This window comes from Streptomyces netropsis (assembly GCF_014203545.1).
GTDB classification, from domain to species: Bacteria; Actinomycetota; Actinomycetes; order Streptomycetales; family Streptomycetaceae; genus Streptomyces; species Streptomyces netropsis.
In genome coordinates this window covers 25,790-48,250 of the sequence record NZ_JACHJG010000016.1, presented here as the reverse complement: position 1 = coordinate 48,250, position 22,461 = coordinate 25,790, and the positions used below count along the sequence as shown (strand labels likewise).

Here is a 22,461-nt window from a genome sequence, read left to right as displayed (position 1 = left end):
CAGGGCAGGGGCCCTTTCGCATGTCCCGGCCCCCCTTCGCCCGCCGCGGGCGGAGGTCCACGGAATGTGACCTTCGACGCTCCCGCCCGGGGGACTGGGCAGCATGGTTACCCGCAAGTAGCATGACGGTGTCAGCCCGCACCGCGGCGGAGCCGTACCGGCGTGCCCGCGCGCAGCGATCCCGCATCTGGAGGAGAGCCAACGTGCCTCGTACCGCTAGGGACGTCGTTTTCGTCGACGGCGTCCGCACCCCGTTCGGCAAGGCGGGCCCGAAGGGCATCTACCACGAGACCCGCGCCGACGACCTGGTCGTCAAGTGCATCCGGGAACTGCTGCGCCGTAACCCGGACCTGGACCCGGCCCGTATCGACGAGGTCGCCCTCGCCGCGACGACGCAGATCGGCGACCAGGGCCTGACCCTCGGCCGCACCGCCGGCATCCTCGCGGGCCTCCCGCAGTCCGTGCCCGGCTACTCCATCGACCGCATGTGCGCCGGTGCCATGACCGCCGTGACCGCCGTCGCCGGCGGGCTCTCCTTCGGTGCGTACGACATCGCCATCGCGGGCGGCGTCGAGCACATGGGCCGTCACCCCATGGGCGAGGGCGTGGACCCGAACCCGCGCTTCGTGTCGGAGAAGCTGGTCGACGAGTCCGCCCTCTTCATGGGCATGACCGCCGAGAACCTGCACGACCGCCTGCCGCACATCACCAAGCAGCGCGCCGACGAGTACGCGGTCCGCAGCCAGGAGAAGGCCGCGAAGGCGTACGCCGACGGCAAGATCCAGGCCGACCTGGTGCCGATCTCCGTCCGCCGCACCAACGCGGAGGCCGGCGAGACCGGTTGGGGCCTGGCCACCGCCGACGAGCCGATGCGCCCGGGCACCACGCTGGCGAACCTGGCGGGTCTGAAGACCCCCTTCCGTCCGCACGGCCGGGTCACCGCGGGCAACGCCGCCGGTCTCAACGACGGTGCCACCGCCTCCCTGATCGCCGCCGAGGATGTGGCGCGCGAGCTGGGCCTGCCGGTCAAGATGCGCCTGGTGAGCTACGCGTTCGCGGGCGTCGAGCCCGAGGTCATGGGCATCGGCCCGGTCCCGGCGACCGAGAAGGCCCTCGCCAAGGCGGGCCTGACGATCGACGACATCGGTCTCTTCGAGATCAACGAGGCCTTCGCGGTACAGGTGCTCTCGCTCCTGGACCACTACGGCATCGCGGACGACGACCCGCGCGTCAACCAGTACGGCGGCGCGATCGCCTTCGGCCACCCGCTGGCCTCGTCGGGCGTGCGCCTGATGACGCAGCTGGCGCGGCAGTTCGAGGAGCAGCCGCACGTCCGCTACGGCATCACGAGCATGTGTGTCGGCTTCGGCATGGGCGGAACGGTCATCTGGGAGAACCCGCACTTCGACGGAGGCAACAAGTGAGCACCACTGAACTCCTGAAGGGCGCGGCCGAGCTGTTCCCGGGCGAGGTCGTGACCCAGGCGCACGTGCGCCACCTCGACCTCCCCTTCGGCGCCGGGCGCTTCGCGCTCGTCACGCTGGACAACGGTCTGGACCACACCAAGCCGACCACCTTCGGTCCGCAGTCGCTCGCGAACCTGGACGCGGCGATCGACCAGCTCGAGGCCGAGGCCGCGGCGGGCGAGATCGTCGGTGCCGGTCTGACCGGCAAGCCGTTCATCTTCGCGGTCGGCGCCGACCTCAAGGGCGTCGAGCTGCTGAAGCGCCACGAGGACGCGCTGGCCATCGGCAAGGGCGGCCACGACGTCTTCAAGCGGCTGTCGCAGCTCGCCGTGCCGACCTTCGCGTACTACAACGGCGCCGCGATGGGCGGCGGCGTCGAGGTCGGTCTGCACTGCACGTACCGCACGGTCTCCAAGGCGATCCCCGCCTTCTCGCTGCCCGAGGTCTTCCTCGGTCTGGTCCCCGGCTGGGGCGGCTGCGCGCTGCTGCCGAACCTGATCGGCGCGGACCGCGCGGTCTCGGTGATCATCGAGAACTCGCTCAACCAGAACAAGCAGCTGCGCGGCAAGCAGGTCTTCGACCTCGGCATCGCGGACGCGCTGTTCGAGGGTGCGGACTTCCTCGAGCAGTCCCTGCTGTGGACCGCTTCGGTGCTGAAGGGCGACACCGAGGTCGTCCGGGCCGAGATCGACCGCGGCGAGGGCTGGGACCAGGCCGTCGCCCGCGGCAAGGCCATCGCCGACTCCAAGGTGCACGGCGCGGCCCCGGCCGCCTACCGCGCCCTGGAGATCATCGCCGCGGCGAAGAACGGCGACCTGCGCGCCGGCTTCGACGCCGAGGACCAGGCGCTGGCCGACCTGATCATGGGTGGCGAGCTGCGCGGCGGCATCTACGCCTTCAACCTGGTGCAGAAGCGCGCCAAGCGCCCGGCGGGTGCCCCGGACAAGTCCCTGGCCCGCCCGGTCACCAAGGTGGGCGTCGTCGGCGCCGGCCTGATGGCCTCTCAGCTCGCGCTGCTCTTCGCGCGCCGCCTCGAGGTGCCGGTCGTGCTGACCGACATCGACCAGGAGCGCGTCGACAAGGGCGTGGGCTACGTCCACGGCGAGATCGACAAGCTGCTGCTCAAGGGCCGCGTCAACCAGGACAAGGCCAACCGCCTCAAGGGCCTGGTCTCCGGCTCGCTCGACAAGGCCGCCGCCTTCGGCGACGCGGACTTCGTCATCGAGGCCGTCTTCGAGGAGATGGGCGTCAAGCAGCAGGTGTTCGCCGAGGTCGAGGCGGTCGTTCCGGCCCACGCGATCCTGGCCACCAACACCTCCTCGCTGTCGGTCTCCGAGATGGCGTCGAAGCTCAAGAACCCCGAGCGGGTCGTGGGCTTCCACTTCTTCAACCCGGTCGCGATCCTCCCACTGCTGGAGATCGTCCGCGGCGAGCAGACCGACGACGCGTCGCTGGCCACCGCCTTCGGCGTCGCCAAGAAGCTGAAGAAGACCGCGGTGCTGGTGAAGGACGCCCCGGCGTTCGTCGTCAACCGCATCCTCACCCGCTTCATGGGCGAGATCCAGAACGTCATCGACGAGGGCACCCCGGTGGTCACCGCCGAGAAGGCCGTCGAGCCGCTCGGTCTGCCGATGTCCCCGCTGGTGCTCCTGGAGCTGGTCGGCCCGGCCATCGGTCTGCACGTCTCCGAGACCCTCAACCGCGCCTTCCCGGACCGGTTCACCGTCTCGCCGAACCTGGCCGCCGTGGTCAAGGCCGGCAAGCGCGGCTTCTACGTCTACGACTCCGGCAAGCCGGAGCTGGACCCCGAGGTCGCGGCGCTGCTGAAGCAGGGCGACGTCGTCCTGACCGAGGAGCAGGTGCGCGAGCGGGTGCTGGACGCCGTGGCGCAGGAGATCGGCCTCATGCTGGACGAGGGCGTCGTCGCCGAGGCGCAGGACATCGACCTGTGCCTGATCACCGGCGCGGGCTGGCCCTTCCACCTGGGCGGCATCACGCCGTACCTGGACCGTGAGGGCGTCTCCGAGCGGGCCGCCGGCCGGCGGTTCCTGCCGCAGGGCGTGGCGAGCGTTCCGGCGTAACGCGTGACGCGGCGGTGAAGGGGCTTGGGGGCCCCTGATCCGCCGAGGGAAGTTCTCGAGCGCCGGACGGGCTGGTTGGCCCGTCCGGCGCTCGTTCCTGTCCGGCGGATTTTCTCGGGCTCTCGGGCGCCGGACACCTCCCGGCGGTGGCCGGGGGAGCTCGCCGCGCTGTCGACAGTCGCCCGCGTGCGCCCGGGTACGAGGGGGGCCTTCGCCGTGCGATCGCCCGCACCGGACGCCGCTCGCCGACCACGAAGATCCGCCGGTAACGCCCTGGCCGTTACCGGCGGCCGGTGCTCCAGCGCTTGGTGACCTCGGTCAGGGCCCGGACGGCCTGGGCGAGGAGCCGGTCGTCGTCGCGTACCCGGCGGCTGTGCTCGACGTGCACGAAGGGGACGTCGACCGCGTCGGCGTGGTCGCCCTCCACGTTGGTGCGGCCTTCCAGCCTGCCGCAGTCGCGCTGCCACACCTCACACGACCGCAGGTGCAGCTTGCGCAGCGCGTTGGACAGCCGGCGGGCCGCGGGCAGCCCCGCGTCACCCTTGCCGGGCGAGACGACGACGTCGTGGCCCGGGGAGCTGCTGTCGGCGAAGCCGTGCACCTGGACGGCGGGGAGACGGCGGTCGGCGAGGGTGTCGGAGACGGCGGCGAAGACCGAGTCCGAGCGGTGGGCGACGTCGGCCGCGTCCCCCTCCTCGCCGTCCGCGGCGGCGTTGCGGTGCGCGCCCGCGAGGACGAGCACGCCGCCGGGGGAGCTGCGCAGGAGGCCGATGCCGAGCTGTTCGGTGCGCTGGTCGGCGGTCGGGTGCGGGACCTGCACCGACCAGCGGGCCGGGCCGCGCAGGTCCACATAGATCCGCCCCCAGCCGCGCCGGGCCTCGCCGTCCTTGGTGGCGTCGGCGATCTCCGCGACCTCCATGCCGCCGTCGCGGTCGACGAGGGTGCGCAGGGTGTAGCCGACGGTGGCCAGGGAGCGTTCGGCCTCCGGCTGTTTCCCGTCGAGGACGAGCCGGACGCCGTCGGCTATCGCGCGGCGGTCGCTCGCGCCGGGGATGCGGTAGCCGCCGCTCTGCGTGATGCGGTCGGTGAAGCCGGTGATCCACTGGCCGAGGTCGACGGAGCCGCCCGGTTCGGCGGATTCGACGGGCCGGCCGCCCTGGTGCGGGCGTGCGGTCTTCGGTGCGCTCGAGCAGCCGGTCAGCCCGAACAGCGCCGCCGACGCCACCGCGCCGAGCAGCGCGGATGCCGTCATGGTGCGGGCGATTTCCGGCTTGAGCCTCATGTTGGTAAAAATACCCCGGTGAAGCGCTCTCGCCGTATCGTCCTCGCCCTGGCCGCCACGGCCGTCGCCGGAGCCTCGACCGCAGGCTACCTCTATACCCGCGAGGACGCCGCACCGGCCGGTGACGCTTCCTTCACGCTGGCCGCGGGCGGTGACGTTCTCATCCACCCCGAGATCACCGACCAGGCGAACAAGGACGCGAAGGACAAGGGCGGCCAAGGGCCCGACTTCAGCGCCGTCATGGCCGGGATCAAGCCGGTGGTGAGCCAGGCGGACCTCGCGGTCTGCCACATGGAGACCGTCATGGCGGAGCCCAAGGGGCCGTTCCTCGGCTACCGGAAGTTCAGCGTGCCGCCGCAGATCGCGGGCACCCTCAAGGACCTCGGCTACGACACCTGCTCGACGGCGTCCAACCACACGCTCGACCACGGCCCGGAGGCCGTGAAGCGGACCCTGGACACGCTGGACAAGGCGGGGATCAAGCACACCGGCTCGGCGCGCAACGCCAAGGAGGCGGCCACCCCCAACATCATGGACGTCAAGGGGGTGAAGGTCGCCCAGCTGTCCTACGCCTACGGCTTCAACGACACGACCGTGCCGAAGGACAAGCCGTGGCTGGTCAACACGGTGGACGTGAAGCGGATGGCCAAGGACGAGAAGGCCGCCCGTGCCGCGGGCGCGGAGGTCGTCTTCGCCAGCATCCACTGGGGTCGCGAGGGGCACAACGAGGCGAGCAAGAGCCAGCTGCGCACGGCCGAGCTGATAGCCCGGAAGACGGGCATCGACCTGGTCGTCGGGCACCACGCGCACGTCGTGCAGCCCTTCGAGAAGGTGCGCGGCACCTGGGTCGCGTACGGCCTGGGCAATCAGGTGGCCCGGCACGCCAAGCCGCTCGGCATCACCGAGGAGGGCGTGATGGGCCGCTTCACCTTCACCCGGAACAACGGCAAGTGGTCGGTGACGGACGCCCGGTACGTTCCCACGCTGGTGGAACTGGAGCCGAAGATCCGGGTGGTGGACGTGGCGGCCGCGCTGAAGGGCGGCGGCAAGGGTCTCTCGGACGACCAGAAGGCGCGCTACCGGACGGCGTACGAGCGGACGCGCGGGATCGTGCTGAACCGGGGCGGCGAGAAGGACGGGCTGGAGCCCCTCGCGGTCACGGAAAAGCCCTGACGGTCACGGAAAGTCCCTGACCAGAGCCGGTGTGCGGCGCGGAGTGAGCAAGATCCCATTGACGCGCTCGACCATTGCGTCAACACTAACGGTTTTGGTAAAGCGTTCGAATGCCGCTTAGAATCCGAACGCTTTACCGTACATATACGCAGTGCGACGGACAGTGACAGGTATCTCGTGGTCCCGGCGTGTCCCGTGCCGTGACGAGAGGAATACCGTTGTCCGCTTCGCGCGGCTCACGTCGACGCAAGGCCCGCCGGCGCGCGGACATGCCGCTGCTGGGCGGCGCCCGCCCGCCGATAGCCGCCCTGCTGGCCCTGTTGCTTGCGGTGGCGGGGGCGACGGCCCTGGTTCTCGGCGACCGTGACCGGGCGAGCCTCGACGCGGCGGTCCTGACCTCCCAGCAGCACGTGGCCGAGGACGGCGCCCTCTCGCTGCGCGCCTCGCTCGACGAGAGCGCGACCGACCTCCAGCGCGCCGCCGCCCTGTTCACCGGCCCCGAGCCGGTACCGGCCGACACCGTCCTGGACAAGCTCGGCAAGGTCTACAACAAGTGGCGCGGCACCGCGGTCATCGACCCCGTGGGCGGGACCCTGCTGGCCGCGCGCGGTGAGAACATCCCGCTCGCCACCGTCCTCAAGGGCGCCCCGGACGCCAAGGGCGATGACAAGGACGGCAAGGCGTTCGGCGTGGGGCCGCGGCTGGTGAAGCTGCGGTCCGGCGAGACCCGGATGCTCGTCGTGGCGGCCCTGCGCGGCGGCGACCGGCCGCGGCTGCTCGTCGCCTCCGGCACCCTGAACGTCCCCGGCATCTCCTCCGGCGAGGACCGCACCCTTCTCGTCGTCGACTCCGCCGGTACGGTCCTGGCCAGCGACGGCCCGTCGGTGTCCCGCAAGTCGTGGGCCGAGAAGGCCCGTAAGACGGCTGCCGGCGACTCGGCCAAGACCCCCGAGCCCGGTGGCCACCCCGGCGCCAGCGGCCACCTGATGGGCGGCGGCAAGCGCGGCGAGGAGCGTACGGCCGTGGGCTACGCGGCGGCCGGCCGCGCACCCGGCGAGACCAGCGCCGCGGGCGCCCTCGGCCTGTCGGTCATCACCTCGGTCGAGGTGACCGAGGACATGTCGGCGGTGCGCACCCAGGCCTTCGGGCTCGCGGCCGCGGGCATCCTGCTCGCCCTGGCCCTCGTCGTGGGCTGGGTGCTGCTGCGGACCGTCCAACGACCGCTGCTCCAGCTGTACCTGGAGAGCCGCCGGCTCAGCCGCGGCGAGCTGGACCGTCCGGTGCGCCAGTTCCGGGGCCGGGAACCGGCCCGGATCGGCGCCGCCCTGGAGAGCCTGCGCAAGCAGCGCCTCGGCGGCCGCCCCACCCGCACCGGCCGGGCCCGCGGCGGCTTCGGCACCCGCGGCACCGTCATCGTGTGCGCCGCGGTCCTGCTCGCCTGGTCCGCGCCGCTGCTGTTCCTGCTCAACCGGGCCGGCAGCACCGTGACCGTGCCCCAGCAGCTCGTCGAGGACCAGCGCCGCCGCACCGACACCGCCGCCGACCGGGTCCGCAAGGCGCTCAACGAGGGCTGGGCCGACGTGGCCTCGGTCGCGCAGATCGTCGGCGCGGGCGGCGGCAAGGACGGTGCGGACAAGGCCGTCCTGGAGACGACCCTGCGCGAGCACGGCCGCTACCGCTCGGTCTACGTCCTCGACGGCGACGGCAAGGTCCTCTCCCGGGCCGGTGACTCCCCCCGTCACCCGGGCGGGAAGAAGCCGCACCCGGACTCCGTCGTCCAGCTCAACACCTCCGGCAAGGAGCCGGCCGTCGCGGCCTACGCGGCGGTGCCCGGCGGCAAGGGCCGCACGGTGGTCGGCGAGTACGACACCCAGTTCCTGATCTCCCTGGTCACCCGGCCCGGCCTCGGCCAGGTCTGGCTGATCGACAGGAAGCACCGGATCATCGCGGCCGACAAGGCGCACGGCTACCGCGCCTTCGCCAAGCTGCCCGGCGGTCACCTCAACGACCTGGCCGTCTCGGCCCGCCGTGACGCCGACGGCACCGCCATCCTGCACCGCTCGCGGAACTCCTCCCTCGCCGCCGCCGCGCCCCTCGGCGACAACGGCGCGGTCAAGGGACTGGACTGGCAGGTCGTCAGCGCCCAGCCCGCCGCCTGGCTGGAGCTGCCCGAGTACACGGCCGAGCGGCACACCATGCTCGCCGGACTGCTCGGTGTGACCGCGGCCGTGGCCTGCCTGGGCTGGCTGTTCATCATCGTCATCCGCCCCCTGCGGAGCCTCGCCGACCAGGCCGAGGCGCTGGCCGGCGGTGACCGGAAGACCGTCCTGTTCCCCCAGCACCACGACGAGGTCGGCGCGGTCGTACGGAACCTGGAACTCATCCGCCAGCAGCTGCGCCCCGCCACCGGGTCGGCGGCCAAGCCGGCCGGAAGGAACTGACCGCCGTGCTCTTCCTCTACACGGTTCTCGTGATCTGCTGCGCCATCGTGCTGGTCGCCGGGGTGATCGAACAGCGCCGCCACTACACCAACCTGGACCTCATACCCACCCGGGTGCTCATCAACGGCATCCGCGGCAAGAGCTCCATCACCCGGCTGTGCGCGGGCGCGCTGCGCGGCGGCGATCTGGTCACGGTCGCCAAGACCACCGGCACCGCCGCCCGCTTCATCCACCCGGACGCCACCGAGGAGCCGGTCTACCGCAAGTTCGGCATCGCCAACGTCGTCGAGCAGATCGGCATCGTGCGGCGCGCCGCCGCGTACCGCCCGCACGCCCTGGTGATCGAGTGCATGGCCGTCATGCCGGCGCTCCAGGAGGTCAACCAGACCAAGCTGATCCGCTCCACGATCGGCGTGCTGTGCAACGTCCGTGAGGACCACCTCGCCGAGATGGGCCCGACCCTGGACGACGTGGCCCGCTCGCTCAGCCGCTCCATGCCGCACAACGGCATCTGTGTGACGGCCGAGGTCGACCGGCTGCACATCCTCCAGGAGGAGGCCGACAAGCGGAACTGCCGGCTGATCGCGGTGGACCCGGAGACGGTCACCGACGCGGAGCTGCGCGGCTTCAGCTGGTTCACCTTCAAGGAGAACGTCGCCATCGCGCTGGCCGTCGCCGAGCTGCTCGGCGTCGAGCGCGCCACCGCCCTCCAGGGGATGTACGACGCGCCGCCGGACCCCGGTGTGCTGTCCGTGGAGCGCTACCTCACCCCCGAGGGCATGCCGTTCCGCTTCGCCAACATCTTCGCGGCCAACGACCCCGAGTCGACGCTGATGAACGTCGAGCAGCTGCTCAGCCTCGGCGCCATCGAGCGGCCGCTGCACGTGCTGATCAACTGCCGCCCCGACCGCGTCGAGCGCAACGGGCAGATGGGCGAGATCATCCCCCGGCTGGCCCCGGACTCGGTCTTCCTCATCGGCCACCCCACCAAGAGCGCCGCCGACGCGATTCCCGCCGAGTGGCGCGACCGCGTCGTCGACCTCGGCGGCGACCGCCGCGACCCCGGCGAGCTCACCTCCGAGATCCTCGGCCGGCTGGGCCCGGGCGCCTCGCTGATCGCCATCGGCAACATCCACGGCCAGGGCGAGCTGCTCCTGGAGCGGCTGGCAGAGCTGCCCGCAGACGAACCTTCGCAGACGCAGACCACAGGAGAATTCCGTTGATCCCCGCCGTCCTCACTCCGGAGATCGCCGCCATCGGCATCGCCCTCGGGCTGCTGTTCTCGCTGGTCTGCTACCTCACCACCAACCTCTCCCCCGGCGGCATGATCACCCCCGGCTGGCTGGCGCTCACCCTGGTCGAGGACCTCCAGCGCGCGGCCATGGTGGTCGGCATCACCGTCCTGACCTATCTGTCCACGCTGCTGCTCCAGCGCTACGTGATCCTCTACGGCAAGCGGCTGTTCGCGGCCGTCGTGCTGACCGGCGTGGTGCTCCAGGCGACCCTGTACGTCATCCTCCAGCAGCAGTTCCCGCTGATGTACGCCAACCAGACCCTCGGCTTCATCGTCCCCGGTCTGATCGCCTACCAGCTGGTCCGGCAGCCGCGCGGCGCGACGCTGCTGGCCACGGGAACCGTCTCGCTCGCCAACTACGTCGTCCTGACCGCCGGAATCCTGCTCGGCTTCATGCCCACGGCCTGACCGGCCCGAGGCGCCCCCGCCGGCGCCTCCCCCGACTCTCCCGCCCCTCCCGAAACGCAGCCCACGGAGCGTATCCATGTCCCGGAAGAAGGAACGAAAGACGAAGGGCCCGAGCGCCACGGGCCGGCCCGCGGGCCCGCGATCCCGGAACGTGGTCCACACGCTGGTCGTGCTCGGTCTGCTCGGCACCAGCGCGTACCTGACCGTGGAGCTGCGCGACAAGCAGCCCGAGACCGCCCCGCCCGTCGAGTCCATAGCCGGGGCCAGCACGGCGGCCGGCGGTGCCAAGCCCGCCTCCGGCGAGCAGCGCTTCGAGCGGCTGGCCAACCCGGCGCGCACCGTCGTGCGCGGTGGCGACGGCGGGGTCCTCGCCACCTTCACGGACAACGCCCGCACCGCGGTCCTCACCGGCCCCAGCCGCACCTTCGCCGAGCCCAAGTTCACCTCGGCGAAGGTGACCACGGACAGCTGGATCCGGCTCCTGCCGCAGCCGTGGAAGGAGGGTGCGGAGAAGGCCGCCTGGTTCAAGGACTGGTACGGCAAGATGGCGAGCAGCAAGGAGCCGGACATCTTCGCCATCTCCATGGAGTACCTGGACGGCGCCCCGCAGAAGAAGGACGCGCAGGGCGTGCCGTACACGGGCGACGCGCATTTCGGCCCGCTGAACCCGAAGGGCTCGGAAGGCGCGGACCTGCGTCTGGAGCAGTCGGACTTCAACGACTACCTGGGCATCACCTACACCTTCCGGGACGGCACGGTGGAGCGCCCGGAGCCCCTGCGGTTCCGCTCGATCGACTGCTCGGGCTACATCCGCACGATCTTCGGGTACCGCGCGCGCTACCCGCTGATGAGCAAGGACGTCAAGGGCGACGGCCTGCCGCGCACCGCCAACGGCATGGCCCGGCTCTCCCCCGGTGTGCCGGTGATCGAGCTGGGTGACAAGCGCCCCGACAACATCGACCGGCTCCAGCCGGGCGACCTGGTGTTCTTCAAGGTCGACCGTCGTACGGGCGAGCGGCTCGACCACGTCGGCATGTACATGGGCCTGGACACGGACGGCAAGCCCCGCTTCATCTCCAGCCGGGAAGAGGCCAACGGGCCGACGTTCGGTGACAAGGGCGGCACCGCCCGTCTCGACGGCAGCGGCTACTACGCGGTGGGGCTGCGCAGCGCGAAGCGGCTCTGAGAGCCGGTCTTGATGGGCGGGTGACCCGCCGTTTCGTCCTCGATCGCCGGACGGGCTTGGATTCGGCTGGGCTCAGCCACATCAAGCCCGTCCGGCGATTGAGGACGCGCCCGCAGGGCGCCCGCCGCCGCAGGCGGCAAAGACCGGCCGGCCAGGCCTACGGCCTCACACCCGGTCCCAGGCCCCCAGGGCCAGTCCCGCTTCGTCCATCCGCTGACGGGCGACGCGCAGCCGGCCGTCGGAGCCGAGGGCGGCGAGCACCACCCGGCCGTGCGCGTCGAGTGCGAGCGCGGGGGCGCCCACGCACTCCTCGCCGGTCTCGGACCAGAAGACGTCCGCCTGCTCGTCGTCGGCGGGGTACGCGGCGAGGGCGGGCAGTCCGGACGCGGCCCGCTGGGCCAGGACCGTGCAGCCGTGGCCGTCGACGGTGGCGCGCAGCGCCGCGACCGGGCCGGAGCCGGTGCCGCCGGAGACGGTGGGGCACGGGGTGTCGAGGCCCTCCTCGCCGCCGGTGCTCGCGGAGCCCTCGGAGCGGTGGGCGTGCAGCGCGGAGTCCGTCGCGTCCCGCCAGAAGTGGGTGATGCGGTCGTCGCCGGTGGGGGCCGAGCTGGACGAGCCGGCCATGGGCTTCGCGGGGAGGTTGAGGATCCGCCGCAGCGGCCCGCCGGCCTCCTCCTGCCGCCAGCGCACCACGAACTCCGCGGCGGGGGCGAGGAGTTCGATGCGTCCGGCGTCCGTTCTGGCCGCGGTGAGCTCGTCGAGGACGTGGCTGCCCTTCATGTCCGTCCAGGCCTGCCAGATGCCCCGGGTGTCCTGGCGTCGTCCGCACACCCCGTCACCGGCGTTGCGCACGAAGACGTGCAGGCCGACGGAGTCGACGACCGCCGTGGGGACGCCGATCTGGTCCGCCCGCTGCGCGTCCTGGCCGTAGGGCGTACCGATCGAGCGCCAGGGCGTCAGCGCCCGGCCCGACTGGAACTGGGTCGCGTAGACGACGTCGGTCTCGGTCCGGCCGTCGTCCAGCTCACGCCGCCGCAGACCGACGAGGTAGACGTAGCCGGCGGCGTTCTGGGTGAGGGAGAGGTACGGCTCCAGGCCCGGCACGGTCAGCAGCTCCGGGCCGGTCCACTCCGGCCCGCCGGGCCGGGTCTCGGTCCAGCGCGCGAGGCCGCCCGCGGTCGGCGCGTAGGCCGTCAGCCGCCCGTCCGCACCCCGCAGCAGCCAGCCGGTGGTCGGGTTGGCCGTCCGCACTGCCATGACTCGCTGCCAGCCTCTCTGGTCGTCGTCGGGGGATCGGCGTCGGGGCCCCTGGTTCCAGGGGGGTCGGGCTCAATTCCGCGCCACGAGGACCCCATTCGTCGACCCTCGACAATAACATTCCGGTTGTGCGCGAATATCGGGTGCGTTTTTCCGTTTATGCCGCCTTCCCGGGGGCCGGCGGACGCGGGGGCCCGGGCCGGTGGGCGTAGAGGACGGCGCCGTCGACGGTGGCCACCCGCTCGTACCGGCGCTCAAGGACCGCGCGCAGGGACGGCATGCGGGACGGTCCGTACGGTTTGCCCCGTGAGTCGTCGACGATGAGCGCGGGCGGGCGCAGGCTCAGTTCGCGTCGGAGGACGGGCCAGGTGCCCGGCACCCCGTACGCCTCGCCGACGCGCGAAGGGCCGCGGCCGCCGCTGTAGTTGGTCAGCAGTCCGGCGGACAGGCAGTGCCCGGCGGGCCACCGGTCCGCGAACCAGTACTGCTCGGGGTGCATGCCCCAGAACAGCACCCGGTCGGTGGGCGCGGTCCGTTCCCGGACGGCCCGGGCCACCTCCAGGGAGTGCGGGAGGCCGGGCGCGTGCGAGGTGAGCCCCCAGGTCAGGAAGAACGCGCAGGTCAGCGCGGACCCCGCGGTGCACAGTCGGGGCGCCGGGCGGGGCAGTGCGCACAGCGCGGAGGTGCCCAGCAGGGTCAGCGGCGGCAGCAGCTGGAGGTAGTAGTGGCCGAAGAAGTGGAATCCGGTGGTGACGGCCACGGCCGATGCGGCCGTCCACAGCCACAGCTCGGGCGGCGCGACCCGGCGGCGGGTCAGCAGCAGCACCACGACGGGGGCGAGCAGACCGGCGCAACCGACGCAGAGGACGCCCGCGTTGAACGCCGCGCGGCTGAGCGCGAGCGTGACCACGCCGTGCACCGACGCGTACGAGCCGGAGCCGGTCACCGTCCAGAACAGCAGCCGGGCGGGCCCCGTGAGCCAGGCGACCGCGGCGACGGGCAGGATGAGCCCGAGGGCCAGGGCGCCCGCACCGGCCGCGCGCCGGTGGTGGGCGCACAGCAGCAGGAGGACGGGGGCGAGCACCGCACCCCCGGTCTGCTTGGTGAGCACGGCGCCCGCGACGGCGAGCCCGGCGACCCCCCAACGGCCGCGGTCCGCACACCACATGGCGGCCGCGGTCCACGGCACCATGAAGACCTCGAAGGTGGCGGCCTGCGCGTCCTCGGGGTCGAGGCCGATGGACACCAGCAGATACAGCACGCCCGCCGTGCGGCCGGCCCGCTCCCCCCAGCGGCGGCGGGCGAGCGAGGCGAGCAGGACCGCCGTCAGCAGCTGGGCCAGCACCGCCAGGACCTTGACGGGCAGCAGCGAGTCGTCGCCGAAGAGCCCGAAGCACAGTTGGTACAGCCAGGGCAGCAGGGGCGGTTTACGGTCGACGACGGTGCTGTAGAGGACGGCGCCGCGGGCGAGCATCCGGGCCTCGGTGGCGAGGAAGCCCTCGTCGGGGTTCCACAGGGGCCGGGCGAAGGACGGCAGGCGGGTCGTCACGGCCAGGGCGCCCAGCACCGGCAGCAGCCGGGGCCAGAAACGGCCGGCCCCGGGCGCGGTGGGCGGCCCGTAGGACCGTGCGCCCGGGGTCGGGGCGGCGACGCGCTGCGCTACTGACATGCACGTCAACCTAGGGCCCCGTATGCCCCATTCAGAGCTGACATACGGGGCGGTGTCCCGCTAAATGCTCGTCGGTGCCGGTGGTACCGAACGGTCAGCCTTACCCAGTCGGCTGTTCCGCCGCCCGTAGACGAAGTAGACGACGATGCCGAGGACCATCCATGCCGCGAACCGCAACCAGGTCTCCCCGGTCAGATTGAGCATCAGCCACGCCGAGGCCGCCACGGACAGGATGGGGACGACGGGGACGAACGGGACCCGGAAGGAGCGCGGCAGGTCGGGGCGGGTGCGGCGCAGGATGATGACGCCGAGCGCGACGACGACGAAGGCGAAGAGGGTGCCGATGTTGACGAGTTCGGCCAGCACGTCGATCGAGGTGAAACCGGCGAGCACGGCGACGACGGCGCCGAGCAGGATGGTGGAGCGGTAGGGCGTGCCGAACTTCGGGTGGACCCGCGAGAAGATCCTCGGCAGCAGCCCGTCGCGGCTCATCGCGAAGAACACCCGGCTCTGGCCCAACAGCAGGATCATGCAGACGGTGGTGAGACCGACCGCCGCCCCGAAGCTGATCAGACCGGCCCAGAAGGGATGGCCGGTGGCTTTGAAGGCGTCGGCGAGCGGTGCGTCCGTGGACAGCTCGGTGTACTTCTGCATGCCGGTGACGACGATGGACACGGCCACGTAGAGCACCGTGCAGATGAGGAGCGAGCCGAGGATGCCGCGCGGTACGTCACGCTGCGGGTTGCGGGTCTCCTCGGCGGCGGTGGCGACGATGTCGAAGCCGATGAAGGCGAAGAAGACCACCGCGGCGGCGGAGAAGATGCCCATCACGCCGAAGTTCGACGGGGCGAACCCGAACAGCACCTGGATCAGCGGGGCCTTCACCCCGCCGCCGGCCTCGGTGGCCTGGGAATCCGGGAGGAAGGGGTCGTAGTTGGAGCCGGTGATGAAGAAGGCGCCCACGATGATGACGAGCAGCACGACGGTGACCTTGATGGCGACCACGACGGCGGTCACCCGCGAGGACAGCTTCATGCCGAGGACCAGGATCGCGGTCAGGACCAGCACGAGCGCGCAGGCGAGGATGTCGAAGCCGAAGCGGCCCTCGTGGGTGCCCTCCAGCCCGACGGGCAGATGCCAGCCCGCGTTGTCCATCAGTGAGCGGACATAGCCGGACCAGCCCACGGCGACCACGGCGCAGCCCAGCGCCAGCTCCAGGACGAGGTCCCAGCCGATGATCCACGCGGGCAGTTCGCCGAGCGAGGCGTACGAGAAGGTGTACGCGGATCCGGCCACCGGCACGGTGGAGGCGAACTCGGCGTAACAGAGCGCCGCGAGCCCGCACACCACACCGGCGAGGACGAAGGCGAGGGCCACGGAGGGGCCCGCGTTCTCCTTGGCGACCTTGCCGGTGAGGACGAAGATGCCGGTGCCGATGACGACACCGACACCGAAGACGGTGAGGTCGATGGCCGACAACGACTTTTTGAGCGCGTGCTCCGGCTCCTCGGTGTCCCGGATGGACTGCTCCACCGTCTTGGTCCGGAAGATGCCGCTCCTGCCGCGGCTGTTCCGGGAGGGTCGCACTGTGCTCATCAGCCCACCTCCGCCTGCTCGACCGTCGCTCGTCCCTGCAACTGAGCGAGTGTCCGCGATGATCCGGGCCAGATCCGGGCCATCCCGGCCACCGCTCCCAGGATTCACCCGATAGGACGCAGCGGCACATATGCGAACGAGCCGACTGGTCCACCCGGACGGGTGGAAACAGTCGGCTCGTCGGAAGGAGAGAGCGTGGCGCTCCGGGACCGCCGAGGGGTCACCCCGACAGCGGCTGACCGGACGGCACGCCGTCCGGTCAGCCCGTGAAGCGGGAAGCCCCTAGTCGCGCGCCGCCTCGGCGGGCTCCACGGCGCCGACGGAGTCGGTCGGCTCCTCGAAGCGGCCGTCGATCTTGGAGACGAGGCCGGTGACCTGGCGGGCGATGTCCGGGGCGGTGAGCCCGATCTCGGCCATGACCTCCTTGCGGGAGGCGTGGTCGAGGAAGAGCGGCGGGATGCCGAAGTCGCGCAGCGGGAGGTCGACGCCCGCGTCGCGCAGCGCCTGCGCGACGGCCGAACCGACGCCGCCCACCCGGCTGTTGTCCTCGACGGTGACGACGACACGGTGCCGCGCGGCGAGCGCGGGCAGCGCCGCGTCGACCGGCTTGACCCAGCGCGGGTCGACGACGGTCGTCGAGATGCCCTGCTTGTCGAGCAGGTCGGCGATCTCCAGGCACATCGGCGCGAGCGCGCCGACGGAGACGAGGAGGACGTCGGGGCTCTTGGTGCCCTCGGCCGGCTCGCGGAGCACGTCCATGCCGCCGACCCGGCCGACGGCCTTGACCGCCGGGCCGACCGCGCCCTTGGAGTAGCGCACGACGGTCGGGGCGTCCTTGACCTCGACGGCCTCGCGCAGCTGGGCGCGGACCTGGTCGGCGTCGCGCGGGGCGGCGATCCGCAGCCCGGGGACGACCTGGAGGATCGACATGTCCCACATGCCGTTGTGCGAGGCGCCGTCGGTGCCGGTGACCCCGGCCCGGTCCAGCACGAACGTCACGCCGCACTTGTGCAGGGCCACGTCCATCAGGACCTGGTCGAAGGCACGGTTGAGGAAGGTGGCGTACACCGCGAAGACCGGGTGCAGCCCGCCCGTCGCCAGCCCGGCCGCCGAGACGGCCGCGTGCTGCTCGGCGATGCCCACGTCGTAGACGCGGTCGGGGAAGGCCTTGGCGAACTTGTCCAGACCGACGGGCTGGAGCATGGCCGCGGTGATCGCGACGATGTCCTCGCGCTCGTGGCCGAGCTTGACCATCTCCTCGCCGAAGACGGAGGTCCAGTCGGCGCCGGAGGAGGCGATCGGCAGACCGGTGTCCGGGTGGATCTTGCCGACCGCGTGGAAGCGGTCGGCCTCGTCCGCGAGGGCCGGCTGGTAGCCGCGGCCCTTCTCGGTGAGGCAGTGGACGATCACCGGGCCGCCGAAGCGCTTGGCGCGCTGCAGCGCGGACTCCAGGGCCTCGATGTCGTGGCCGTCGATGGGACCGACGTACTTCAGGCCCAGGTCCTCGAACATGCCCTGCGGGGCGATGAAGTCCTTGAGGCCCTTCTTCGCGCCGTGCAGCGTCTCGTAGAGCGGCTTGCCGAGCACCGGGGTGCGCTCCAGCAGGTCCTTGCCGCGGGCCAGGAAGCGCTCGTAGCCGTCGGTGGTGCGCAGGGTGGCCAGGTGGTTGGCGAGGCCACCGATGGTCGGCGCGTAGGAGCGCTCGTTGTCGTTGACGACGATGACGAGGGGGCGGTCCTTGGCGGCGGCGATGTTGTTCAGCGCCTCCCAGGCCATGCCGCCGGTCAGCGCGCCGTCACCGATGACGGCCACCACGTGGTCGTCCTTCTTCAGGACCTCGTTGGCCTTGGCGAGGCCGTCCGCCCAGCCCAGGACCGTGGAGGCGTGGCTGTTCTCGATCACGTCGTGATCGGACTCGGCCTGCGCGGGGTAGCCGGACAGGCCGCCCTTCATCTTGAGCTTCGAGAAGTCCTGGCGGCCCGTGAGCAGCTTGTGAACGTAGCTCTGGTGTCCGGTGTCCCACAGGACCTTGTCCTTGGGGGACTCGAACACCCGGTGCAGGGCGATCGTCAGCTCGACCACGCCGAGGTTGGGCCCGAGGTGTCCGCCGGTCTTGGAGACCGCGTCCACGAGGAAGGACCGGATCTCCGCGGCCAGCTGATCGAGCTGCTCCGGGCTCAGCCGGTCCAGATCGCGCGGTCCCCTGATGCGGGATAGCAGCGCCACCCGTGCCTCCTTAAGCGTTCGAGCTGTCGAGCTTTGCCGGTCTGTCGAGTCTAATGTTCCGCTCGCGGTGCCGGTGAACGGGTGCTGCGACGTATGTCACGCGATCGGCGTAGCACGGTCCCATACCGTCTGGAAGGCCAGTCTGAGGCAGGCCGCGAGGGCGGGGTGTTCGATGGAGAGGGCGGTGGTGGAGCCGCTGCCGGCCACGGGATCGGGCAGGTCGCACAGGACGAGCGTCGCGTCGGCGACGACGAGCTTGAGCGGCAGCTCGTCGATGACCCGGCCCTCCTGCCCCGCCCGGCCGAACAGCAGGACCTTCTCCCGTACCTCCGGGTCCGCCAGCGCGTCGTGCGTGTAAACGGCGCGCACGGTGCCGCCGCCGCGGGTGATCCGGCGGGCGGCCCGGGTGACGACGGCGGTCGCGGGAGGTGCGACGAAGGGCGGCCGGCAGAAGGTGAGGAGTTCGCCGGTGGCCTGCGCCTGGATGTCGGCGAACCGGTCGACGATCGCGCCGGGCTCGCGGAGCACCTCGATGTAGTCCAGCGGGTCGGTGTGCGAGCGCCCGTCGGTCCACAGCGGCAGCAGGGCCGCCGCCAGCCCGGCGGAGACCCGCTCCAGGTCCTCCAGGGCCTCCCTGCGGCGGCTCAGCAGCCGGGAGAGGGCCTGCCCGGGAGCCATCGCGGAGAACGTCGTGACACGGCCGCCGTGGGCGGCCGCGAGACCGCCGCGGACGAGCCCGTCCAGCACGTCGTAGATCCGCTGACGGGGCACCCGCGCCTCGCGGGCCACCTGGGCCGCCGTGTAGGACTCGCGTCTGACCAGGGCGTGGTAGACGCGTGCCTCGTAGCGGGACAGCCCGAGTGCGACGAGGTCGGCCACCGATCCTTCCTCCGGCTCCATGGGGATACACGCTATACGCCCGTGATCACCTGCCGGACCGGCCACACGGGTGGAGAGCGGGGCTCACGGCGCCCCGCGCACGCCCGTGGGGCGGGCTCCGTCCTCACGGAGTCCGCCCCACGGGCGACGCGGCACCACCCGCCGGGGTCTACGCCCGGCCGGCCGTCTTCTGGGTCTTGCGGGAGACCGAGTCGATCACGACGGCGGCCAGCAGCACCGCACCCGTGATCATGTACTGGACGGCGGAGGCGATGCCCAGCAGCGCCATGCCGGAGGCGATCGACTGGATCACCAGCACACCGAGCAGCGCCGACCAGGTCTTGCCCCGGCCGCCGAAGAGGCTGGTGCCGCCGATGACGGCCGCCGCGATGGCGTTCATCAGCAGGCTGCCCGCACCGGAGGACTGGTTCGCGGCGTTGATCTGCGAGGCGAGGAACATGCCGCCCAGCGCCGCCATCGTGCCCGAGAGCGCGAAGACCGAGATCCGGATCGCGGAGACGTTGATGCCCGCGCGACGGGCCGCCTCGACACTGCCGCCCAGGGCGAAGACCTTCCGCCCGTACGGGGTGCGGCGCAGCACGAAGTCGAGCGCGACGACGACTCCGAGGAAGATCACCACGGCCAGCGGCAGGCCCTTGTACTCGTTGAACAGCCAGGCCACCACGTAAGCGGGCACCGCGATGGCGGCGGTCCGCAGCACGATCTCGCTGAGCGGACGGCTGGGGACGCCCGCGGCCTCCCGTCGCCGCGCGTCCCGGAAGGACAGCGCGAAGAACGCGACCACGCTCAGCGTCGCCAGCCCGTAGGCGGCGGCGACGTCGCTGAAGTAGTGGTTGGTCAGCCCCGCGACCAGCCCGGAGTCGTCCAGGTTGATGGTGCCGTTGGAGCCGAGCACCTCCAGCATCAGGCCGTTCCAGCCCAGCAGACCGGCCAGTGTCACCACGAACGCGGGCACGCCGATCCGGGCGAAGAAGAACCCGTGCAGCGCCCCGACCAGGGCGCCCGAGAGGATCGCGAGGACCAGTGCGAGCCACTCCGGCATGCCGTTGTTGACGTTGAGGACGGCGAAGACCGCGGCAGCCAGTCCGCTCACCGAGCCCACGGACAGGTCGATCTCGCCCAGGATCAGCACGAAGACGATGCCGACCGCGATCAGGCCGGTACCGGCGGCGGTGACGAAGAGGTTGGAGAGGTTCTCCGCGCCCAGGAAGGCCGAGTCCTGCAGCTGGAAGACGAGGCCGATGATGACCAGGCCGACCACCACGGGCAACGAGCCCAGCTCGCCGCTGCGCATCTTGCGGCGGAATTCGCCCCAGTAGCCGGCGAAGCCCTCCTCGCGGACCAGCAGCCGGGGGTCCACCGCGGTCACGGCGCCCTCGGCGGCCGGCTGCGCGTCCTGGGGAAGCGTGGCCTGCGGGGTGTCCCCCGCGCCGTCGGACTTGGACAGGTTCGTACTCACTTCTCGCCCTCCGCGGTGCGCGCCTTGCGGCGGGTCACGGCGTTGTCCGTGGCGCCGGTGATGGCGGAGATGATCTCTTCCTGCGAGGTGGCCCGCACGTCGAAGGTGCCGTTGTTGCGGCCGAGGCGGAGCACCGCGACCCGGTCGGCGACGGCCTTGACGTCGGCCATGTTGTGGCTGATGAGAATGACCCCGAGGCCACGCTCACGCAGCCGCTCGACCAGGTCGAGGACCTGCGCGGTCTGCTCGACGCCCAGCGCGGCGGTGGGCTCGTCGAGGATGACGACCTTGGGCTCGCCGAGCAGCGAGCGGGCGATGGCGACGGTCTGCCGCTGCCCGCCGGAGAGCGAGGCGATGGGGATCCGGACACTGGGGATCCGGATGGAGAGGGTGGAGAGCAGCTCACGGGCGCGGCGCTCCATCTCGACCTCGTCCAGCACCCCGGCGCGCACGATCTCGCGGCCGAGGAAGAGATTGCCGACGACATCGAGGTTGTCGCAGAGCGCGAGGTCCTGGTAGACGGTCGCGATGCCCAGCTCCTGGGCGGCGTGCGGCCGGTCGACGGTGACGGGCTTGCCCTCCCACTCGATGACGCCTTCGTCGGCGGGGCCGACTCCGGCGATCGTCTTGACGAGGGTGGACTTGCCGGCGCCGTTGTCGCCGACCAGGGCGACCACCTCACCGGGGTGGATCTCCAGCTCTACGTCGGTGAGCGCCTGGACGGCGCCGAACCGCTTGGAGATCCCGCGCAACGCCAGCACGGGCGTAGCGGACACGTGCATCATCTCCTTCGCCGCCTGGCCGGCGGGGAGTGGGGACAAGGGGACAGAGAGAAGGGAAGGAGGAAAGGGGCTGTGCTTACTTCACTCCGGCCGAGTCGCACTGCGCCTTGTACTTGGCGGTGCAGATCTCGTTCAGGTTGAAGAAGCCCTCCTTGCCGACGTACTTCCCGATGTCGCCCTTGGTCAGCGCGAAGGGAGTGACGATGATCGAGGGGATCTTCTTTTCGGTGCCGCTGTCGACGGTGGACTTGGCGATCGAGTCGAGCTTCTTGCCCTGCGCGAGGGCGACGGCCATTTCGGCGGCGGCGTCGGCCTCGGGCTTGTAGGGCTTGTAGACGCTCATGAACTGCTCGTCGGAGAGAATCCGCTGAATGGCGGAAAGCTCGGCGTCCTGGCCGGTGACGGGCGGGAGCTTGTCGAATCCGGCGCTCTTCAGCGCGGTGATGATGCCGCCGGCCATGCCGTCGTTGGCGGAGTAAACGCCGACGATCTTGTCCTTGCCGAGCGAGGAGATGGCGCCCTTCATGTTCTCGTTGGCGTTCTCCGGCTTCCACTCCTTGGTGTCGTACTCCTTGCCGACCTTGACCTTGCCGTCGAGGACGGAGTGGGCGCCGTCCTTGTACATCTTGGCGTTCGGGTCGGTGACGGAGCCGTTCATCATGACGATCTCGCCCTTGTCGGCGTCGTCGCCCAGCTCCTTCAGCAGGGACTCGCCCTGGATCTTGCCGACGCGCTCGTTGTCGACGGAGGTGTACGCCTTGATCGGGCCCTCGGCCAGGCGGTCGTACGCGACGACGGGGATGCCCTTTTCGTTGGCCTTCTTCACCGAAACCGCTATCGACTTCGCGTCCACCGCGTCGACGATCAGCGCGTCGACCTTCTTGGTGATCATCGTGTCGACCTGCTGCTGCTGGACGGAGGCGTCCTGCTTGGCGTTCTCGTAGAGGACCTTGGTGTCCGGGCCCGCCAATTCCTTGATCTTCTTCTCGATCAGCGGGTGGTCGAACCGCTCGTAGCGAGCGGTCTGGTTCTCCGGCAGCAAGAGGCCGATGGTGAGCGGCCCCTTCTTGTCCTTCTTCTCACCGCTGCCATTGCCCGATTCCTTGGCGCTGCCACAGGCGGCGAGTCCGGCGGCCATCGAAACAGCGGCCACGGTGACGGCGGCACGACGCAGATGCGTGTTCACTGAAGAAACCTCCCTGACGAGGCCGCGTCGTTGCGGCCGAGGTGGCTGGAAGTCA

16 protein-coding genes are annotated in these 22,461 nt (G+C 71.2%); 7 read left to right on the top strand and 9 right to left on the bottom strand.

Annotation, left to right across the window (positions count from 1 at the left end; genetic code table 11):
• Positions 1–203: 203 nt before the first annotated feature.
• On the top strand, positions 204–1,424 hold the full coding sequence (locus FHS38_RS29700; protein WP_184738792.1) for a thiolase family protein: 1,221 nt from the start codon (positions 204–206) through the stop codon (positions 1,422–1,424).
• Positions 1,421–3,547: a 3-hydroxyacyl-CoA dehydrogenase NAD-binding domain-containing protein gene (locus tag FHS38_RS29695; protein ID WP_184738790.1), complete on the top strand. Its 2,127-nt coding sequence runs from the start codon at positions 1,421–1,423 to the stop codon at positions 3,545–3,547. Before FHS38_RS29700 ends, FHS38_RS29695 begins: the two co-directional genes overlap by 4 nt.
• A gap of 280 nt (positions 3,548–3,827) precedes the next feature.
• Here the strand turns inward: FHS38_RS29695 and FHS38_RS29690 are convergent, their stop codons facing one another.
• Positions 3,828–4,829: a hypothetical protein gene (locus tag FHS38_RS29690; RefSeq protein WP_184738788.1), complete on the bottom strand. Its 1,002-nt coding sequence runs from the start codon at positions 4,827–4,829 to the stop codon at positions 3,828–3,830.
• 18 nt (positions 4,830–4,847) lie between these two features.
• On the opposite strand from FHS38_RS29690, the gene FHS38_RS29685 reads away from it, so the two are divergent.
• The 5 genes from FHS38_RS29685 (at position 4,848) to FHS38_RS29665 (ending at position 11,331) form a co-directional block, all read left to right on the top strand.
• Positions 4,848–6,002 (top strand): CapA family protein, encoded by a 1,155-nt coding sequence (locus FHS38_RS29685; protein ID WP_184738786.1) that lies wholly within the window; start codon positions 4,848–4,850, stop codon positions 6,000–6,002.
• Positions 6,003–6,220: 218 nt separating this feature from the next.
• Positions 6,221–8,443 carry a cache domain-containing protein gene (locus tag FHS38_RS29680; protein WP_229822814.1) on the top strand — a complete coding sequence of 741 codons (2,223 nt, stop codon included), beginning with the start codon at positions 6,221–6,223 and terminating at the stop codon, positions 8,441–8,443.
• 5 nt (positions 8,444–8,448) lie between these two features.
• Entirely contained in the window at positions 8,449–9,666 is a 1,218-nt protein-coding gene (gene pgsB / locus FHS38_RS29675; RefSeq protein WP_184738784.1) for a poly-gamma-glutamate synthase PgsB, read from the top strand.
• A complete protein-coding gene (locus tag FHS38_RS29670; protein ID WP_130881708.1) occupies positions 9,663–10,145 on the top strand; it encodes a poly-gamma-glutamate biosynthesis protein PgsC/CapC in 483 nt (160 codons plus the stop codon). The genes pgsB and FHS38_RS29670 overlap by 4 nt, the downstream gene beginning before the upstream one ends.
• Positions 10,146–10,221: 76 nt before the next feature.
• Positions 10,222–11,331: an NlpC/P60 family protein gene (locus tag FHS38_RS29665; protein ID WP_184738782.1), complete on the top strand. Its 1,110-nt coding sequence runs from the start codon at positions 10,222–10,224 to the stop codon at positions 11,329–11,331.
• A gap of 165 nt (positions 11,332–11,496) precedes the next feature.
• Here FHS38_RS29665 and FHS38_RS29660 read toward each other — a convergent pair whose 3' ends face one another.
• The 8 genes from FHS38_RS29660 to FHS38_RS29625 form a co-directional block, all read right to left on the bottom strand.
• Positions 11,497–12,588, bottom strand: coding sequence for a PLL family lectin (locus tag FHS38_RS29660; protein ID WP_184738780.1), 1,092 nt, complete (start codon positions 12,586–12,588; stop codon positions 11,497–11,499).
• Between the two features lie 157 nt (positions 12,589–12,745).
• Positions 12,746–14,257, bottom strand: coding sequence for an ArnT family glycosyltransferase (locus tag FHS38_RS29655; RefSeq protein WP_184738778.1), 1,512 nt, complete (start codon positions 14,255–14,257; stop codon positions 12,746–12,748).
• 60 nt (positions 14,258–14,317) lie between these two features.
• Entirely contained in the window at positions 14,318–15,853 is a 1,536-nt protein-coding gene (locus FHS38_RS29650) for an amino acid permease (RefSeq protein ID WP_184738776.1), read from the bottom strand.
• A 282-nt stretch (positions 15,854–16,135) separates the two neighbouring features.
• Positions 16,136–18,079, bottom strand: coding sequence for a 1-deoxy-D-xylulose-5-phosphate synthase (gene dxs, locus FHS38_RS29645; protein WP_184738774.1), 1,944 nt, complete (start codon positions 18,077–18,079; stop codon positions 16,136–16,138).
• Between the two features lie 96 nt (positions 18,080–18,175).
• The gene (locus FHS38_RS29640) at positions 18,176–18,979 is read right to left on the bottom strand and encodes a TrmB family transcriptional regulator (RefSeq protein ID WP_184738772.1); all 804 of its coding nucleotides are present in this window, start codon (positions 18,977–18,979) and stop codon (positions 18,176–18,178) included.
• 148 nt (positions 18,980–19,127) lie between these two features.
• On the bottom strand, positions 19,128–20,438 hold the full coding sequence (locus FHS38_RS29635) for a sugar ABC transporter permease (protein WP_184738770.1): 1,311 nt from the start codon (positions 20,436–20,438) through the stop codon (positions 19,128–19,130).
• Positions 20,435–21,223 (bottom strand): ATP-binding cassette domain-containing protein, encoded by a 789-nt coding sequence (locus FHS38_RS29630; RefSeq protein WP_184739013.1) that lies wholly within the window; start codon positions 21,221–21,223, stop codon positions 20,435–20,437. Before FHS38_RS29630 ends, FHS38_RS29635 begins: the two co-directional genes overlap by 4 nt.
• 73 nt (positions 21,224–21,296) lie before the next feature.
• Entirely contained in the window at positions 21,297–22,406 is a 1,110-nt protein-coding gene (locus FHS38_RS29625; protein WP_184738768.1) for a substrate-binding domain-containing protein, read from the bottom strand.
• Between the last annotated feature and the right edge of the window lie 55 nt (positions 22,407–22,461).

Excerpts from the sequence above, each read along its gene's own strand:
- FHS38_RS29690 (WP_184738788.1), bottom strand. The coding sequence starts at position 4,829 with ATGAGGCTCAAGCCGGAAATCGCCCGCACCATGACGGCATCCGCGCTG.
- FHS38_RS29665 (WP_184738782.1), top strand. The coding sequence starts at position 10,222 with ATGTCCCGGAAGAAGGAACGAAAGACGAAGGGCCCGAGCGCCACGGGC.
- FHS38_RS29660 (WP_184738780.1), bottom strand. The coding sequence starts at position 12,588 with ATGGCAGTGCGGACGGCCAACCCGACCACCGGCTGGCTGCTGCGGGGT.
- FHS38_RS29655 (WP_184738778.1), bottom strand. The coding sequence starts at position 14,257 with ATGTCAGTAGCGCAGCGCGTCGCCGCCCCGACCCCGGGCGCACGGTCC.
- FHS38_RS29650 (WP_184738776.1), bottom strand. The coding sequence starts at position 15,853 with ATGAGCACAGTGCGACCCTCCCGGAACAGCCGCGGCAGGAGCGGCATC.
- FHS38_RS29640 (WP_184738772.1), bottom strand. The coding sequence starts at position 18,979 with ATGGAGCCGGAGGAAGGATCGGTGGCCGACCTCGTCGCACTCGGGCTG.
- FHS38_RS29630 (WP_184739013.1), bottom strand. The coding sequence starts at position 21,223 with ATGATGCACGTGTCCGCTACGCCCGTGCTGGCGTTGCGCGGGATCTCC.